The organism is Nonomuraea sp. NPDC049784 (genome assembly GCF_040659615.1).
Taxonomy (GTDB): domain Bacteria; phylum Actinomycetota; class Actinomycetes; order Streptosporangiales; family Streptosporangiaceae; genus Nonomuraea.
The window spans coordinates 1-15,393 of sequence record NZ_JBFAMX010000228.1; the positions used below are offsets into that span (position 1 = coordinate 1).

Annotated in this window: 15 protein-coding genes and 2 pseudogenes; 13 read left to right on the forward strand and 4 right to left on the reverse strand. The window is 70.0% G+C overall.

Annotation, left to right across the window (positions count from 1 at the left end):
* Positions 1 to 207 precede the first annotated feature (207 nt).
* Positions 208 to 2,211 (reverse strand): annotated as a pseudogene (locus AB0J09_RS34515) (M36 family metallopeptidase); the annotation flags it as partial.
* Positions 2,212 to 2,519: 308 nt separating this feature from the next.
* On the opposite strand from AB0J09_RS34515, the gene tnpA reads away from it, so the two are divergent.
* Complete coding sequence (tnpA, locus tag AB0J09_RS34520; RefSeq protein WP_360700115.1) at positions 2,520 to 2,948, forward strand: IS200/IS605 family transposase; 429 nt, start codon at positions 2,520 to 2,522, stop codon at positions 2,946 to 2,948.
* Positions 2,949 to 3,210: 262 nt separating this feature from the next.
* Here the strand turns inward: tnpA and AB0J09_RS34525 are convergent, their stop codons facing one another.
* Complete coding sequence (locus AB0J09_RS34525; RefSeq protein WP_360700118.1) at positions 3,211 to 4,524, reverse strand: serine hydrolase domain-containing protein; 1,314 nt, start codon at positions 4,522 to 4,524, stop codon at positions 3,211 to 3,213.
* Positions 4,525 to 4,697: 173 nt separating this feature from the next.
* On the opposite strand from AB0J09_RS34525, the pseudogene AB0J09_RS34530 reads away from it, so the two are divergent.
* The 9 genes and pseudogenes from AB0J09_RS34530 to AB0J09_RS34570 form a co-directional block, all read left to right on the forward strand.
* Positions 4,698 to 4,799, forward strand: a pseudogene (locus AB0J09_RS34530) (LacI family DNA-binding transcriptional regulator); the annotation flags it as partial.
* A gap of 138 nt (positions 4,800 to 4,937) precedes the next feature.
* Positions 4,938 to 5,729 carry a substrate-binding domain-containing protein gene (locus tag AB0J09_RS34535; RefSeq protein WP_360700157.1) on the forward strand — a complete coding sequence of 264 codons (792 nt, stop codon included), beginning with the start codon at positions 4,938 to 4,940 and terminating at the stop codon, positions 5,727 to 5,729.
* A 255-nt stretch (positions 5,730 to 5,984) separates the two neighbouring features.
* Complete coding sequence (locus AB0J09_RS34540) at positions 5,985 to 7,082, forward strand: Gfo/Idh/MocA family oxidoreductase (RefSeq protein WP_360700121.1); 1,098 nt, start codon at positions 5,985 to 5,987, stop codon at positions 7,080 to 7,082.
* A complete protein-coding gene (locus AB0J09_RS34545) occupies positions 7,079 to 7,984 on the forward strand; it encodes a PmoA family protein (protein ID WP_360700124.1) in 906 nt (301 codons plus the stop codon). Before AB0J09_RS34540 ends, AB0J09_RS34545 begins: the two co-directional genes overlap by 4 nt.
* Complete coding sequence (locus AB0J09_RS34550) at positions 7,981 to 8,694, forward strand: cupin domain-containing protein (RefSeq protein WP_360700127.1); 714 nt, start codon at positions 7,981 to 7,983, stop codon at positions 8,692 to 8,694. Before AB0J09_RS34545 ends, AB0J09_RS34550 begins: the two co-directional genes overlap by 4 nt.
* A gap of 70 nt (positions 8,695 to 8,764) precedes the next feature.
* A complete protein-coding gene (locus tag AB0J09_RS34555; RefSeq protein WP_360700130.1) occupies positions 8,765 to 9,586 on the forward strand; it encodes a hypothetical protein in 822 nt (273 codons plus the stop codon).
* The gene (locus tag AB0J09_RS34560; RefSeq protein WP_360700133.1) at positions 9,577 to 10,659 is read left to right on the forward strand and encodes a cadherin-like beta sandwich domain-containing protein; all 1,083 of its coding nucleotides are present in this window, start codon (positions 9,577 to 9,579) and stop codon (positions 10,657 to 10,659) included. Before AB0J09_RS34555 ends, AB0J09_RS34560 begins: the two co-directional genes overlap by 10 nt.
* 5 nt (positions 10,660 to 10,664) lie before the next feature.
* A complete protein-coding gene (locus tag AB0J09_RS34565) occupies positions 10,665 to 11,816 on the forward strand; it encodes a LacI family DNA-binding transcriptional regulator (protein WP_360700136.1) in 1,152 nt (383 codons plus the stop codon).
* A gap of 7 nt (positions 11,817 to 11,823) precedes the next feature.
* On the forward strand, positions 11,824 to 12,564 hold the full coding sequence (locus AB0J09_RS34570; RefSeq protein WP_360700139.1) for a class I SAM-dependent methyltransferase: 741 nt from the start codon (positions 11,824 to 11,826) through the stop codon (positions 12,562 to 12,564).
* Here AB0J09_RS34570 and AB0J09_RS34575 read toward each other — a convergent pair.
* On the reverse strand, positions 12,546 to 13,286 hold the full coding sequence (locus AB0J09_RS34575) for a hypothetical protein (protein WP_360700142.1): 741 nt from the start codon (positions 13,284 to 13,286) through the stop codon (positions 12,546 to 12,548). The genes AB0J09_RS34570 and AB0J09_RS34575 overlap by 19 nt on opposite strands.
* Before the next feature lie 165 nt (positions 13,287 to 13,451).
* On the opposite strand from AB0J09_RS34575, the gene AB0J09_RS34580 reads away from it, so the two are divergent.
* From AB0J09_RS34580 to AB0J09_RS34590, 3 genes are all read left to right on the forward strand, one after another.
* Entirely contained in the window at positions 13,452 to 13,700 is a 249-nt protein-coding gene (locus tag AB0J09_RS34580; protein WP_360700145.1) for a hypothetical protein, read from the forward strand.
* A gap of 344 nt (positions 13,701 to 14,044) precedes the next feature.
* On the forward strand, positions 14,045 to 14,374 hold the full coding sequence (locus tag AB0J09_RS34585; RefSeq protein WP_360700148.1) for a WXG100 family type VII secretion target: 330 nt from the start codon (positions 14,045 to 14,047) through the stop codon (positions 14,372 to 14,374).
* 16 nt (positions 14,375 to 14,390) lie between these two features.
* The gene (locus tag AB0J09_RS34590; RefSeq protein WP_360700151.1) at positions 14,391 to 14,690 is read left to right on the forward strand and encodes a WXG100 family type VII secretion target; all 300 of its coding nucleotides are present in this window, start codon (positions 14,391 to 14,393) and stop codon (positions 14,688 to 14,690) included.
* 33 nt (positions 14,691 to 14,723) lie between these two features.
* Here the strand turns inward: AB0J09_RS34590 and AB0J09_RS34595 are convergent.
* Positions 14,724 to 15,393, reverse strand: a 670-nt coding sequence (locus AB0J09_RS34595) for a winged helix-turn-helix domain-containing protein (protein WP_360700154.1), incomplete at its 5' end; no start/stop codon positions are given.

Below are 15,393 nucleotides of genomic sequence, written 5' to 3' on the forward strand. Positions count from 1 at the left end.
CCGCAAGTTCGACTGCGAGGCGTGGATCCCCACCCAGGGCCGTTACCGCGAGCTGACCTCGACCTCCAACTGCACGGAGTTCCAGGCACGCCGGCCCTTCGCCTCGCCCAGCGGCTTGAGCTGCAGCGAGCCGTTCTTGCCCGCGGGGTTGACGAAGCCGGGCGTCGGGTCGGCGTCGTTCGGGCCGCTGCTCGCCGCGCCCTCGCCCAGGCCGTGCTCGGCGAACGCGCGCCACATGATGTCCTGGTTCTTGCCGCCGAAGCGGATCGCGTCCGCCGCCAGCAGCGCGTCTCGGTGGTCGACGTAGCTGACCGCGCCCGAGGCCATCAGCAGCAGGGCGTCGAACGACAGCTGCGCCCAGCGCCGGTTGCCCGGGCACCGCTCGACCGGCGTCTGGCCGTCCGCGCAGGAGCGCTGCTGCCTGGCGGTGCCGTCGCCGTACCGCTTGACGAACGCCGCCCGCACGTCGAACTGCGTGGCCGACCAGATCTCGCCGTCCGCGTGCACCTGCTGGCCGACGATGTCGTAGGCGATGTCGCTGTAGTTCAGCGGAGACTTCGACATGTCGTAGTTCCTGATGCCGCGCGCCTTGTCGCCCGTCACGTAGCCGCCGGTCACGTACGGGGTCAGGCCGGAGGGGCGGAAGCCGTACTCGAAGAGGTGCTCCATCGCGAACAGGTCGGAGGTGCTCTCGTTCATGGCCCCGGGCTGGGCTCCGCTCCAGCCGGCGTTCGGGCCGCCGATCATGCGGCCGGAGATGGCGTGCGTGTACTCGTGGCCGATGACCGACATGTCGTAGTCGCCGTCCACGCACGGCGAGTAGAACGAGCCGGCGATGGGCTGCCACAGGTACATGTTCGTGATCGGCGCGATGCCGTCAGGCCCGGTGATCTGGTTGGCGTTGTCGCGTACGGACAGGACGCGGGCGCCGGCCTGCGCGTTGCCCTGTTCGGGGTCGTCGCCGAGGCCGCCGCGCTCGCCGTTGTCGGCCTGCATGTTCCAGGCGGTCTCGGTGAAGCCGAGCCGGTAGGACCAGTCGTGCATGCGGTTGTGCATCGCGTTCAAGTTGGCGATGGCGGCCTCCAGGTCGGCTTCCCCGCTCTGGTCGAACACCGCCGGGTCGCACTTCGCCTCGTGCCAGGTGTTCCGCCACGGGTAGACGTAGTTCCTGCTGGGCGTGAGCACGTTGGTACGGGTCCCGACGCTGAACGGGTCGCCGTTCGCCCGGTTCTCGGTCGACTTGGTCGCGTTGCCGGAGCTGGTGTTCGTCGGCTCATTGGTGGTGTGGTCGACATCCCACGCCTTGCCGGTGCCCGGGTCGCCGCCGGTCACGTAGTCGCAGCCGGAGCCGGCCGTGAAGCACCACGTCTGGCGGGTGTCGCGGGAGGAGTAGTCGTCGCGCGGGTTCGACGGGAAGGCCGCCCAGCGCGGGTTCTCCGGGTCGAAGTGGTCGACCAGGTTCTCGCGTACCAGGATGGCGCCGCTGACGGCGTCCACGTGCGTCGTGTATCCCGCGGCCTCGCCCTGCGAGCCGCCGACCAGGACCACCTGGTACGCGCTGTGCACCCCGTCGGGAGCGGGCACCGCCACCGGCGTGGACTGCTTGGTCGTCGCGGTGGCCAGGTCGATGCCGCCGTCCCTGGCCGCGATCTCCAGCGCCTGCTGCGCGGTGATGGACGCGGCCGGGGGCGCCTCGGTCTCCCGGGAGAGCGAGGACGTGACGTGTCTGACCTGGCCGTTCACCACGCCGATCGCGACGAGCCCGTCCACGCCGGCCGGCAGGCCGCCGAAGCGCTGGCGCAGCAGCACGGCGTGACCCGCGCCGATGGGGTTGACCGCGACCCGCTCCAGCGCGTCCACCGCCTCCGCGGACAGCCCGAAGACGGTCTGGTTGTTCTTGAGGTAGGTGCGGGCGGCCTGCTCGGGATCTTCACCAAGGCCCTCGGCCAGCGGTTCCGCGCTGGTGACGGCGGCGGGGGTGCCGAGAGCGTTCCAACGGATCTCGGCCTTCGACCCGGCGCTGCGGGCGTTCAATCCGGCGGGCGGCGCCACCCTGCCCTGCCGGTTGTCCACGTCCGGCTTGCCGTGTTCTTCGGCCTGGAAGTCGTGGACCGGGGCCTGCCCGCCGGGTTCGCCCCGGGCCGGCCCCGCGAGGGGTAAGGCCGACGCGACGAGCGCGACGGCGACGAGGGTGCTGCGTAACCAGGACACGATGCCTCCTGCGTCTCAGGGGTGCGCGGATTGCGCGCATCTCGCAAGAGGTAACACCGAGTCACGGGGCTGGCAAGATCTCTCATGCCCGGCGATCATCACGTCCCTCGGGTGCCGCCGGCTTCCAGCGCCCGGTGAGGGGAAGGACCCGGCGCAAGGGAGCGCTGGCCGGCCGGCCCAGCAGGTGAACGTTTGAACTCCTCCCCGGACTGAAGCGACGCCCGACTGGGCGGGGCTGAGGTCGAGGCGCGCCCTGTGTGCCCGGCTGCGTTTCACCGACTCCACATCGAGAGCATACCATTTGGTTTATGTCACCGCGATGGACGCCCAACCCCGATGTACGCACAGGCCGCCACGTTGTCCACCACCTTCACGCTCATTTGGTTTTTGTCACGAAATGCCGGCGTGGGGCCCTCACCGACCAGATGCTGACCCGTTGCGAGGAACTCATGCGCGAAGTCTGCGCCGACTTCGAGGTGGAACTACGTGAGTTCAACGGCGAGCACGACCACGTCCACCTGCTCGTCCACTACCCGCCCAAGGTCGCCCTGTCCAAGCTGGTCAACTCACTGAAGGGCGTCTCCGCCCGGATGTTCCGCAAGGAGTACGCCCAGCACGTCCGCAAATATCTATGGGATGGGCATTTCTGGTCCGGGTCCTACTTTGCCGGGTCAGTCGGCGGTGCCCCGCTGACGGTCCTCAAGCAGTACATCGAGCAGCAGCAGCGCCCCGTCTGAAGAGGGCTGATCCCGGCCGGAGCTGACGGTCAAGACGCGCTCAGGCCTAGCCGCCGTTCTGCTAGTACTCGAACCACACCAGCCCTTCTTCCCGCCGACCTTGTCCACGCCGTACCACTTCGTGAAGACCTGGCCGCCGGCCTTCCACGTGTCCTCCCCGTTGTCAGTGCGCCGGTTTGATCCGGCAGCAGGGACATTACGGAGAGTTCGAGCGGTCATCTGTGGACAAATGCGCACTCACGAAGTGATCGGCAACACACCCCTACCGGACTCCGATGGGCACGTTGTCCGACGGGAGCGGGAGGAACTGTGGCCGCGACGCCTTCGCCTGGGCCGCGGTGTCGCCGCACAGGGCCACGACCACGTGATCGACCAGGGCGTAGTCGATCGGGCTTGGCACGAGCTGGCCGTTCTCGTCAATCTTCTGGTACTTCATGAGGTTGATCCCGAACGACAGCTGGCGGTTGCCATCCGGGCTGGACAGCGACTGTGTGCCCATCCCGAACACGCCCCCGTCGTGCCCCCAGAAGCGGCCGCACGGCAGGTCGAGGGAGTAGAGCCCGAGGCCGTACGCGATCGACCCCCCGCCCACCAGCACCGGCACCGTCTTCTGCATCTCGGCGACCTGCGCGGCGCCGACCAGCTCACCGCGCAGCAGCGCCCGGTAGAAGCGGTTGAGGTCGTCCATCGTGGACACGATCGCGCCCGCCGTGCTCGCCCACGACATGTTGTAGACGCTGTAGTCGCGCGGCGGGTCGATGAAGCCGTACCACGACTCGTACGCCTTGGAGTGCGGGCCCGGGATGAGCGGTGTGCGCGGGAAGGACGTGTTGCGCAGACCGGCCCTGCGGATGACGTTGCGGGTGATGTACTGCTCGGCGTCCGTGCCCGTGACCTTCTTCAGGAGCAGGCCCGCGAGGACGTAGTTGGTGTTCGAGTACGAGCCGGGCACCGCTCCGGGCTCGCCGGTCGGGGTGGCGCCCAGGCCCAGCCTGACCAGTTCCTCCGGGGCGAAGGTGTGGAAGCGGTTGTCGTCCAGGCTCTTGGTCGAGCCTTCCAGCAGCGACGGGAACGCCGGGCCGATGTAGTCGCCGATGTGGCTGGTGTGGTTGAGGAGCATCCGTACGGTGATCTTCTGGCCGCGCTCGCCGGGGACGAGGTCGGGCAGGTAGCGCCCGATCGGGGCGTCCAGTTCGATGGCGCCGCGCTCGACCTGCTGGAGGATGGCCACTGTGGCGAACGTCTTGCTGATGCTGCCCACCCGGTGCACCATGTCGGGTCGTACGGGGCGGCCCGTGTCCACATCGGCCACACCGGACGCGCCCTTCCACGTCTGGCTGCCGTCGCGTACTTCCGAGTAGATGCCGAACATGCCGGCCTCGTGCACGGCGTCCAGGGACTGCCGCAGCGCCTGCCGGTCCAGCCCGCCATCCTGGACCGTACCGGTGACGACCGTGGTCTGGGCGATGGCTGGTGCGGTCAGCGTCCCTGCCGCGAGTAACGCGCCTGCCGCGGTCGCGGCGGCCAGCTGTCTGGCGCGACCCGCGGCCGGCTTCCTGAATCGGCGAGATGTCATGTGGGCAGCATGGTTCAGCCGGACTTGGCGGGGTTAGTGCGCTGTGTCATCGGGTCCATATGACACGGGTCATATGGACCCGTGACATTCACGGGGCGCTGTCGAGGAGGAGGGAGACGGGCGGCGGGTACGCTTCATAACCGGCCCGTACGCCCGAGGAAAGGACACTGCGGATGCCTCACGCGGCGAGGCCCACGGTCACGCTGCACGATGTGGCCGCGGCGGCCGGGGTCTCCGTCTCCACCGCGTCCAGGGTCCTGGGCGGCAGCACACGGAAGGTGGCGCCCGAGTACGAGGCGCGCGTGCTGGCCGCGGCGGCGGCCCTGCGGTACACGGTGGACGCCTCGGCCAGAGCGATGCGCCGGGCGAGCGACTCGATCGCGCTCGTGGCAGACGATCTCACGACGCCGTCCATGGCGATGGTGGTGGCCGCGATGGAACGCGAAGCGCGCACGGCGGGCGCGTTCGTCACCGTCTCGTCCACGATGGCGGCCTCCGAGCGGCAACTCGAGACCGTCCGGCTGCTCCGCGCGCTGCGGCCGCGCGCGCTCGTGCTGACCTCCAGCCGTTTCATGGCGAACGCTCTCGACGGGCGGCTGCTCAAGGAGCTCGACTCGTACGAACGTGAAGGCGGCCGGGTCGTCATCGTCGGCGAGACCGACATGAGTTTCGACGCGATCGGCTTCGACGATTACGGCGCCGGGTGCTCGGCGGGCGCATTTGTCGCGGAAACCGGGCACCGGCGGGTGGCGATTTTCGGCGGCGTTCCTGAACTGCGCAACATGGCCCTTCGCACGACCGGTTTCATGGCCGGACTGCGGGCCGGGGGCATTGACGAGCGGGATATCCGGGTCGTTTTTTGCGACGTCAGCCGTCAGGGCGGATTCGACGCGGCGCGGCGGCTGGCCGAGGAGGGCATGGACGGCGTGGAAGCGGTTCTCGCCGTCAACGACGCCGTCGCAATCGGTGCGATGTCGGGATTCCGGGCGGCCGGTGTGGTGGTTCCCGAAGACGTTTCCGTGACGGGAATCGACGACATTCCGCTCGCCGGGGATGTGACGCCGCGATTGACCACCGTGGCGCTTCCGCTGGCGCAGGCGGGAGTGGAGGCGATCCGCTTCGCACTGGAAAAGGCGGGCACGGGAAAGCGGCTCACGCTCGAAGGGCGGCTGATCGTCCGCGAAAGCACCCGCACAAGGGTGTGACGCCCGGGTGCGCACCCACGCCCCCTGACGGAAGGCGCTGGCCGGCATGGCGGCCGTCCATCACGCTCTGTAACCGCACCACGCTGTCCCGGTCCGTGTAGTCGCTCGGTAACACCCTTGACGCTCAGGTAACGCCGGTGCAAACTGCGGAATACGTTTTCCCATGGACGCCGGAGCAGGCGGCCAAGTCGTTCATCACCGAGCTGCAGGCTGAGATCGACGGCGCCTGACATACCCCCATATAGGAGCATCATCTTGACACAGCGGAACTACCGGGCAGCGATCGTCGGAACCGGCGCGATCGCCCACGCGCACGCCCAGGCCGTCCTCGGGTCCGGGCGGGCGGAGCTCGTGGCCGTGGCCGACGTGGACGCCGACCGGGTGAGCGCGTTCGCCGAGAAGTACGACGTGACGAGCACCCACGCGAGCCTGGACGACCTGCTGCGGGAGGAGGAGGTCGACCTCGTCCACCTGTGCACGCCGCCCCAGTTGCACACCCCGCTGGCCATCGCGTGCCTGGAGGCCGGGGTCACGGCGCTGGTGGAGAAGCCGCCGACGCTCTCGCTCGCCGAGTTCGACGCGTTGATCGAGGCGGAGCGCCACTCGACGGCGCACGTCGCGACCGTCCTGCAGCACCGCTTCGGGGCGGGCGCCCTCCGGCTGCGCCGCCTCCAGGAGGCCGGCGAGCTGGGCCGCCCGCTGCTGGCCACGTGCAACACCCAGTGGTACCGCGACGAGGCGTACTACGCGGTCCCGTGGCGCGGCACGTGGGCGTCGGAGGGCGGCGGGCCGACCATGGGGCACGGCATCCACCAGTTCGACCTGCTGTTCTCGGTGCTCGGCCCGTGGCGCGAGGTCACGGCCGTGGCCGCCCGCCAGGCGCGCCCGGTGGACACCGAGGACGTGTCGCTGGCGTTGGTGACGTTCGAGAACGGCGCCGTGGCCACGATCGTGAACTCCGTTGTGTCCCCGAGGCAGACCTCCCAGCTCCGCTTCGACTACGAGCGCGCCACCGTCGAGGTGGAGCACCTGTACGGCTACACCGACGACGACTGGACCGTGACCCCGGCGCCGAGCCAGGAGGCGGTGTCGGACCTGTGGGCGGAGGGACACAGCACCGTGCCGAGCGGCCACGACGGCTGGCTCGCCGCCGTCTTCGACGCGCTCGACCGGGGTGAGGCGCCTCCGGTGACCACCGAGGACGCCCGCCGGACGATGGAGTTCATCGCCGCGCTGTACACCTCCGCCTTCACCGGCGAGCGCGTACAAGCCGGACAGATCACTGCTGACAGCCCGTTCGCCCTGCGCATGGACGGCACGGGCGCTCCTTGGGGAAAGGTGAATAACCCGTGACCTTGCAAGCCACACATGTGCTCGACAGCTCGGTGACCGTCGCGGCGGGCGACGTCGACCTGTTCACGTACGTCTACCGCCCCGACACGCCGGTGCTGGAGTCGCCCAAGCCGTACCTGCACCCGATCCGCACCCTCGGCGGCCGGCTGGTGTCGCTGTTCAGGCCGCACGACCACGTCTGGCACAAGGGCATCGCCTGGTCGCTGCCGCACGTGGGGGAGCACAACTTCTGGGGCGGGCCGACGTACGTGCACGGGAAGTTCTACGTGCAGCTCGAGAACAACGGTGCCGCCACGCACCGCGAGATGACCGCGCTGTCGGTCACCGGCGGACGGGCCGAGATCGCCCACACGCTCGACTGGACCTCGCAGGCCGGCGCCCCGGTCATCACGGAGCGGCGGTCGCTGGCCGCGCAGGTGGTGGACGAGGCGACGTGGGCGCTGGTGTTCGACACGGAGATGACGAACGTGTCGGGCGGCACGCTCGCGTTCGGCTCCCCGACGACGAAGGGCCGCGAGAACGCCGGATACGGCGGGCTCTTCTGGCGCGGACCCAGGTCGTTCACCGGCGGCACCATCCAGTCCCCTGCTGGGGCGGGCGGCGACGAGCTGCGCGGCACGCGCGCCGAATGGTTCGGCTTCCGCGGCAGGCACGACGAGACCGGCGACCACTCCACGATGGTCGTGGTCGACGCCGCCTCCAACCCCCAGCACCCGCCGCAGTGGTTCGCGCGCAGCGAGGAGTTCGCGTGCCTGTGCCCGGCGCCGTTCTTCAGCGAGGAGCTGGAGCTGCCGGACGGGGAGTCACTGCGGTTCCGGTACGCGGTCGTGATCGCCGACGGCGACCGGGGCGAGGATGGGACCGAGTTGCTGGCCAAGCAGGGGCGGGCGGCGCTGGCATGACCTTCCCCGGAGGCACCTCGGTCAGCCGGCTGTCGGTCTACTCCGGCAGCCCGTGCGCCGACGGGCTGGAGGGCGGCACGCCGCACCTGCACACGGCCTCCACGGAGGCGTACGTGGTCGTCGGCGGGCACGGCACGCTGCAGACACTCGACGTGAACGGGCTGCGCGAGACGGAGCTGAGCGCGGGGACGACCGTGTGGTTCACGCCCGGCACCATCCACCGCGCGGTCAACCGCGGGGGCCTGGAGGTGGTGGTCGTGATGTCGAACGCCGGGCTTCCCGAGGCCGGCGACGCGGTCATGACGTTCCCGCCGGAGATCGTTTCGGACCCGGAGCGCTACCGCCAGGCCGCCACCCTCCCTACCCAAGGGGAGGAGGAGGCGGTGCGGAGGCGACGGGAATCGGCCGTCGAGGGGTTCCTGCGACTCGCCGACGCCGCCGCCAAGGGCGATCTCGGCCCGCTCCACCGCTTCTACGACCACGCCCTCGCACTCGTACGTCCCAAGGCGGCGGCGTGGCGGTCGATCTGGGAGGACACGGTCGCCCAGGAGACGCGCCGCACGGCCGGGATCCTCGAGGCCCTGGAGCGCGGCGATGGCGCGCACCTGCGCCAGTCGGCCCTGATGGAGAGCCCGCCACAAGACCGGTGGGGCATGTGCGGCCATCTGCGTGCCCACGACGTGGCCCACCCCATCGTCCACACCCCATAACCGAGCTGATCGCCCTCCGGCGCGCCTCCGGATCGGGAGGCGCGCCGACACACCCCCCAGCAGCCCGGTCATGCCAAAGTTCCTGCACGTGCTCACAGCCGCTGCCATGATCATGACATTCACCCAGCCCGCCACGGCCACGGCCCAGGCGGGCACCACGTACTACGTCGACGCCACCGGCGGCGACGACTCCACCTCGGGCATCGACGAGGCGCACGCCTGGAAGAGCCTGGGCAAGGTGAACGAGACCACGTTCCACCCGGGCGACCGCATCCTCCTGCGCGCCGGCCAGAGGTGGACGGGCCAGCTCTGGCCGAAAGGCTCGGGCGAGAGCGGCGCGCCGATCACCGTCGACAGGTACGGCGAAGGCGGCAAACCCCGCATCGACGGCGCGGGCCAGGCCGGCGACGCCGTCCGGCTGTTCAACCAGGAGTTCTGGACCATCCGCAACCTGGAGGTCACGAACGAGGTCCCGCCGACGGGCACCCCGGGCGAGAACCTGCGCGACCTGCGCGGCATCCACGTCTCCGGCGACAACAGCCAGACCCTCGACGGCTTCGTCATCGACGCCGTGGACGTGCACGACGTCACCGGCCAGGTCAACTGGATCGGTGGCAGCATCGCCGGCAACGCCCCCGGAATCCGCTTCCAGACCGGCTGGGACGGCTCGAAGAAGACGGGCGGCATCGTGTTCGACACGACGGTGCCCGACATCCACGCGCCGCCGGACAAGGCGACCGTGCTGAACGACGTGGTCATCCAGAACTCCACGGTCGCCAACACGTCGTTCGCCGGGATCGTCTTCAAGCAGTACACCGGTGACGGCAAGAACGACGCCGGCGAGACGATCGCCACCGCCACGTCCCCGCCAGGGTCACCGAGGTGGGGGTGACCGCCGTGGCGCGCAGCCCGTTCGCCAGGTCGGTGAGCATCTCCGGCGAGCGCACGGCGGGCGCCCAGGCGACCCGGAAGATCACGCTGGGCGCGATGGGGGCCGAGGTGCCCATCGTGGTCACCGCGGAGGACGGCACCGAGGCCACCCACACCCTCCAGATCAGGCGCCGCCCGCTCGCCCAGGACACCACCCTTTCCGGCCTCGTCCCGGACGCGGGCACGCTCGACCCGGCCTTCGACCCCGACGTCCTCGGATACGCCCTGACCGTCCCGGGGGACCGGGTCGCGTTCACGCCGACCGCGCTCAACCCGAAGGCGGCCATCACCGTGCAGGGGCAGGCGGTGGCGAGCGGCGCCGCGTCTCCGCCGATCCAGGTGCCCGTCGGTGACACCGCGGTCGCCGTCAAGGTGGTGTCCGAGGACGGCACTGCGGACGCCACGTACACGATCAAGGTCACCCGCCCCGAGCCCGAGCTGCCGCAGGACGGCGCCACCGCGCCGCCCGCGCGGGCCGCGCTCTCGACGACGAGCGGCCGGCAGTACGGCCTCCACGACGGCACCTACGACGTGACCATGAACCTGTGGTACGGCGTCAACGCCAGCGTGTTCGTCCTGTACGAGAACGGCAAGGAGATCGCCAGGCGCGACCTGACCCCGAAGACGCCGTCGGCCCAGAAGGCCACCGTCGCGGTCACCGGCCGGAAGAACGGCACCTACGTCTACACCGGCGAGCTGCTGAACCAGGCCGGCCGCACCGCCACCACGTCCGCGAAGGTCGTCGTGACCGACGCGAATCCCGGCAGGCCCGGGCTCAGCTCCGACAACTGGGACGGCGACGGCGACTACACCATCCGCATGAACATGTGGTGGGGCGCCAACGCCACCTCCTACCGCCTCTACGAGGACGGCGTGCTCGTCGACACCCAGCCGCTCGACCCCGCCACGCCGGCCGCGCAGAGCGCCGCCACCGTGCTCACGGGCCGGCCGGCGGGCAGGCACACGTACGTGGCGGAGCTGGCGAACGCGGCGGGCGTGACCAGGAGCGATCCGTTGACCGTAGTGGCAGAATGACCGGTATGGATGACGGGTCCAAGGCCCCGCCCACCCTCCACGACGTCGCCCGTGAGGCGGGCGTGTCCATCGCGACCGCCTCGCGCGCGCTCAACGGCAGCTCGCGCAACGTCAGGTCCGAGAACGCCCGCCGGGTGCGCGCGGCGGCGGCCAAGCTCGACTACGAGCCGCACCTGTCGGCGCAGGCCATCGCGAAAGGCTCGACGAGGACCGTCGCGCTGGTGATACGCGACGTGGCCGACCCGTACTTCTCCTCCATCGCCGCCGGGGTGACCCGGGCGGCGGAGGAGGCGCGGCTCATCGTCACCATGGCGGTGGCGGACGGGTCGCCCGAGCGCGAGCTGGAGATCGTCAGGACGCTCCGGGGGCAGCGGCCGCGCGTCATCATCGTCGCGGGCAGCCGCGTCGCGGGCTCCGGGACCAGGGACGCTCTGCTCGAGGAGCTGGAGGAGTACCGGACGGCGGGCGGCCGGGTCGTGCTGATCAGCCAGCGCGATCTGCCGTTCGGCACCGTCACGATCGACAACCACGGCGGCGCCCGCGACCTCGCCCGGGCGCTGCTGGACGCGGGATACCGGCGCTTCGCCGTCTTCCACGCCCCCGACGAGATCCGCACCTCCCGCGAGCGCCACGACGGCTTCCGCACGGGACTCCGCGAGTGGGCGCTCACCGCCTCCGGCCTGGACCCGTCGGCGGCGCCGTGGCCGGAAGCGGGCGCGTTCAGGCTGGACGGGTCGGACCTGGTCGGCGGCGTGGCCGAGCCGCTGGCGATCGAGACCGCGTTCACCCGCGCGGGCGGCTACGACGCCGCACGCAGGCTGGTGGAGCGGGGCTTCGAGGACGTGGAGGCGGTGTTCGCGGTCAACGACGTGATGGCGATCGGCGCCATGGTGGCCTTCCGCGACGCCGGGGTCATCCCGGGCGTGGACATCGGGGTGGCGGGCTTCGACGACATCGGCTCGGCGCTGGACGTCGTGCCCGCCCTCACCTCCGTCGCGGTGCCGCTACAGGAGGCGGGCCTGACCGCCATGCGGCTCGCGCTCTCCGACGATGAGAGCGCGCCGGACGTGCCGCTCCCGACCCGTGTCGTCCTGCGCGAGAGCACCCCGCCGCGCCACGGAAAAGGGCGTGCGGGACGGCCCCGCGACAGAGCATGATCGCGGTATGGGCTACGAGGAGCTGATCCACGAGGCACTGACCACGCCGTTCGAGGGCTGGGACTGGGCGGTGTTCCGCGGCCGGATGACCAGCGCCGACGACCTGCCGTGGGACTACGAGGAGCTGGTGCGCGAGCGCCTGCCGAAGGCGGCGTCCCTGCTCGACCTCGGCACCGGAGGCGGCGAGCTGCTGTCGTCCCTGGCGCCGCTGCCGCCCCGCACCGCGGCCACCGAGGGGTACGCGCCCAACCTCCCGATTGCCCGGCGCCGTCTGGAGCCCTTGGGTGTTGAGGTGGCCGAGTCGAGCCGGCGGTTCCCCGACGGCTCGTTCGAGCTGATCGTCGACCGGCACGAATCGTACGACCCGCACGAGATCCGCCGCCTGCTGGGCGAGGGCGGCACGTTCGTCACCCAGCAGGTGGCCGGGCGCGACCTGGAAGAGGTCAACGCGGCGCTGGGCGGCCCGCCGCACGAGGATCACGCCTGGGATCTGGCCGCCGCGACCGCCGCGCTCGAAGCCGCCGGACTCGAGGTCACCTGGAGCCAAGAGGCCGGCTACCCCGTGACATTTCGCGACATCGGAGCACTCGTGCTGTACCTGCGGGTCATCTCCTGGCAGGTCCCGGGCTTCCACATCGACACGTACGAGGACCGGCTCCGCGCGCTGCACGCGGAAATGGAGAGCGGCCGCGCGCTGAGAGCGACCGCCCACCGCTTCGCCTTACTCGCTCAGTACGTCCAGGCGTGACGCAGCTCGGCCTGCCAGCCGTCGTTCGGGAAATAGTTGTGAATGATGAACGCCGGCCCCATGCCCTTGGCGAAGATGTTGTCCCGCTGGTGCCGTAGCTCCAGCGGCCCGCCCACGTCGCCGTTGCCGCGGTTGTTGTCCTTCCAGATCTCGAACTGCTTGATGCAGGTCTTTCCCTGGAAATACTTGTTGTTGCAGTTGGGCGCGGACGGCGGGAACCACACCTGCTTGTGATAGAAGTCCACGTCGGTGCCGCCGGGAATGAGGATCTTCCCCCAGGCCTCGAGGCAGTACGCCTGCGGCTGGATGTCCCACTTCACGTAGTGCTGCCTGCCGTCGAGCGAGAGGAGCGGCTTCATGTTCTGGCAGTTGACGTCACCGATCTGCTCCTTGGTGACGCGCTGCTCCAGCATGCCGTCCTTGTTGCCGTAACCGTCGAGCACCACCCAGTCGCCGGCGCGCTGGAACTTCTCATAATTGGCCGGCGGCCACTTGTCGGGGTCGCCCCACCGGATGTGCGAGACGTTGTTCCCCTGGGGCTCCCACGCCCACTGGTTACGCCACGAGCCCGACCAGAACTGCCCGGCGCTGCGCTCGAGCATCCGTGAATAATCGCCGTATGTACCGAGATCGGCCGCATTGCCCGCCTGCGCCGCGCCGACGATGAACGCCAGCGCGAGCGTCAATGCGAGCGACACCGATTTCGTGTATCGCAAGAACATCCGGACGACGCTAGCGGCGGCCCTCCACGCGGTCCAACACTTCAAGAAAGTGCTAATCGTCAAGGTGGCCCTGCCGTGGATGCCGCCCTTCAGCGTACGCTTCGACGTTTTCCGAAATGAGGGCACCGGCCCGTAGCCTCCCGTCGCAGAGAGCCGGGAGGTACGGTGAACGACTTCGATCCGGAAGAGCTGGAACGGATTTCCGCGCGGGCGGAGGAGATGCTTACTCGCGTAGAGGAACTCAGGAATGAGATCGTCAAGGTGGCCGGCCGCGGTGAGGCGGCGGACAGGCAGGTGCGCGTGACGGCAGATGCCTCCGGCCGGCTCGTGGCAGGCGGCGTGCTGGAGTCGTTGGAGCCGTCCATGGACGAGCGGCTGCGGGCCATCGAAGAGCGGCGCCGCGACGCTCGGTGACCGGATACTTCCAGGTTATTTGAAGCGACCTCATGATCCGCGGGCCTCGCCCTAGGGTTTTCGCGGACCCGTACATGTACGGGTTGTGAGTCGGTGGCCATTCGGTGGTGGAGGGGCGGCGGGCGGCGGGGATTGCCGCGGGGGCCCTCGTCGCGGCGCTGGTAGACGTCGGCCTGTCCCTGGGCCCGGGCGTCTCCAGCGCGCGCCCCAAGCTCTCCGACGTCGGGCGTGGCTGCCACGACATTTACCGGAAAGTTGAAATCGTAGCCCACCGCGCGCGGAGCCATTTACGTTGATCCGCATGACGGAAACCCGGTCGAATTCGGGTTGACGAGATCCGGGAGGTGCACGTGCCAGAGCCGACACGTTATCAAAAGGGCAGCCAACATAGCGCCGCGGAACGCGCGCTCATCGCCCACCGGAACATCACGCAGATTCACAACAGGCTCACCCAGATTCCCACGACGCTCGGCGCCGCCTGGCAAGGCGAGTCCGTAAACATTTACCGGCAAGTCCTCGACGAGTGGAACCCGCAGTTCAAGAAGGTCATCGACGCGCTGCACGCCATCGCCGAGAACCTGAAGGGCTCGGGCATCCAGTACCCCGAGCCGAACACGCAGGCCGGCGAGGCCGCCACGAGGCTCACGGCCGCGCTCGGCGGCGGCCGGCTCTGACGAACGGAGAATCACCATGACGGGTGGCGGAGACATCATCCTCGCCGATGTCGACGAGATGGATGAGGTCGCGTCGGAGCTGGGCCGGGCCTATGCCATTCTGGTCGGCGAACTGGCGGACCTGGAAGACGACCTCAAAGTCCTGGAGACCTGGGACGGTGCCGCCAAGGACGTCTACCGGACGGCCAAAGAGCAGTGGAACGACGCGGTCGTGGCCATGGGCGACACCATGCAGCGCTTCGGTCCCGCGCGCCACGACGCGACCGGGATCCCGCGCGACGCCGAGGCCGCCAACGTCCGCCGCTGGGGCACCTGAGCCCCGGTGAACGAGCCGCTCCCGCTCCTTTCGTCAGCGCCGGAACAGCTCCATCAGTTCTTCCGCCCGGTGCGTGCGGGCGATCCACACCTCGCGCCCGCGCCGCTCGCGCGTGATCAGCCGCCCGGCCCGCAGCCGGTCGCAGTGGTACGTGAGACCGCTGGGCGCGATCTTCATGTCGGTGGCCAGCATCGACATGGTCATGGGCTGGTCGAGCGCGCAGAGCAGGTCCGCGCGGACCGGGCCCACGAGGGCCGACAGCTCGTCCATCGCGGGCGCGACCGGCTTGCGCCACAGCGAGTCAGCCCCCGGCACGGGGTAGGCGATCCACACCGCGTCCGGGTTGTCGAGGCTGAAGATCAGGGCGTCCTTGCCGGCCAGCATCGGCACCAGGACGATCTTGCGGTCGCCCAGGTCGTACGTGCCGGCTTCGACGTCCGAGATGCGCAGGCCGCGCTCGCCGTACGCGATGCGGTCGCTGAGCGCGCCGAGCAGCAACTCCGGGCCGCCGCGCACGGTGGCGACACCGATCCGTTCGACCTCCCGGTCCAGCAGCGGGCGGCCGCGCTGCCACAGGGGCTCGGTGGTGTTCCAGACGTCGGCCAGGGCGCTGGCGTAGCCGACCAGCCAGCGGGAGGGCCGCTCGGCCGCCGAGCGCCAGTGCGGGGGCGGGTCGCCGGGGCCGAACGCCTGCTCCAGATCC

What these genes read in the sequence shown, in the direction of transcription:
- tnpA (WP_360700115.1), top strand. Translation starts at nt 2,520, where the DNA reads ATGTCACCGCGATGGACGCCCAACCCCGATGTACGCACAGGCCGCCAC.
- AB0J09_RS34525 (WP_360700118.1), bottom strand. Translation starts at nt 4,524, where the DNA reads ATGACATCTCGCCGATTCAGGAAGCCGGCCGCGGGTCGCGCCAGACAG.
- AB0J09_RS34535 (WP_360700157.1), top strand. Translation starts at nt 4,938, where the DNA reads ATGGCGATGGTGGTGGCCGCGATGGAACGCGAAGCGCGCACGGCGGGC.
- AB0J09_RS34550 (WP_360700127.1), top strand. Translation starts at nt 7,981, where the DNA reads ATGACCTTCCCCGGAGGCACCTCGGTCAGCCGGCTGTCGGTCTACTCC.
- AB0J09_RS34555 (WP_360700130.1), top strand. Translation starts at nt 8,765, where the DNA reads ATGCCAAAGTTCCTGCACGTGCTCACAGCCGCTGCCATGATCATGACA.
- AB0J09_RS34565 (WP_360700136.1), top strand. Translation starts at nt 10,665, where the DNA reads ATGGATGACGGGTCCAAGGCCCCGCCCACCCTCCACGACGTCGCCCGT.
- AB0J09_RS34570 (WP_360700139.1), top strand. Translation starts at nt 11,824, where the DNA reads ATGGGCTACGAGGAGCTGATCCACGAGGCACTGACCACGCCGTTCGAG.
- AB0J09_RS34575 (WP_360700142.1), bottom strand. Translation starts at nt 13,286, where the DNA reads ATGTTCTTGCGATACACGAAATCGGTGTCGCTCGCATTGACGCTCGCG.
- AB0J09_RS34590 (WP_360700151.1), top strand. Translation starts at nt 14,391, where the DNA reads ATGACGGGTGGCGGAGACATCATCCTCGCCGATGTCGACGAGATGGAT.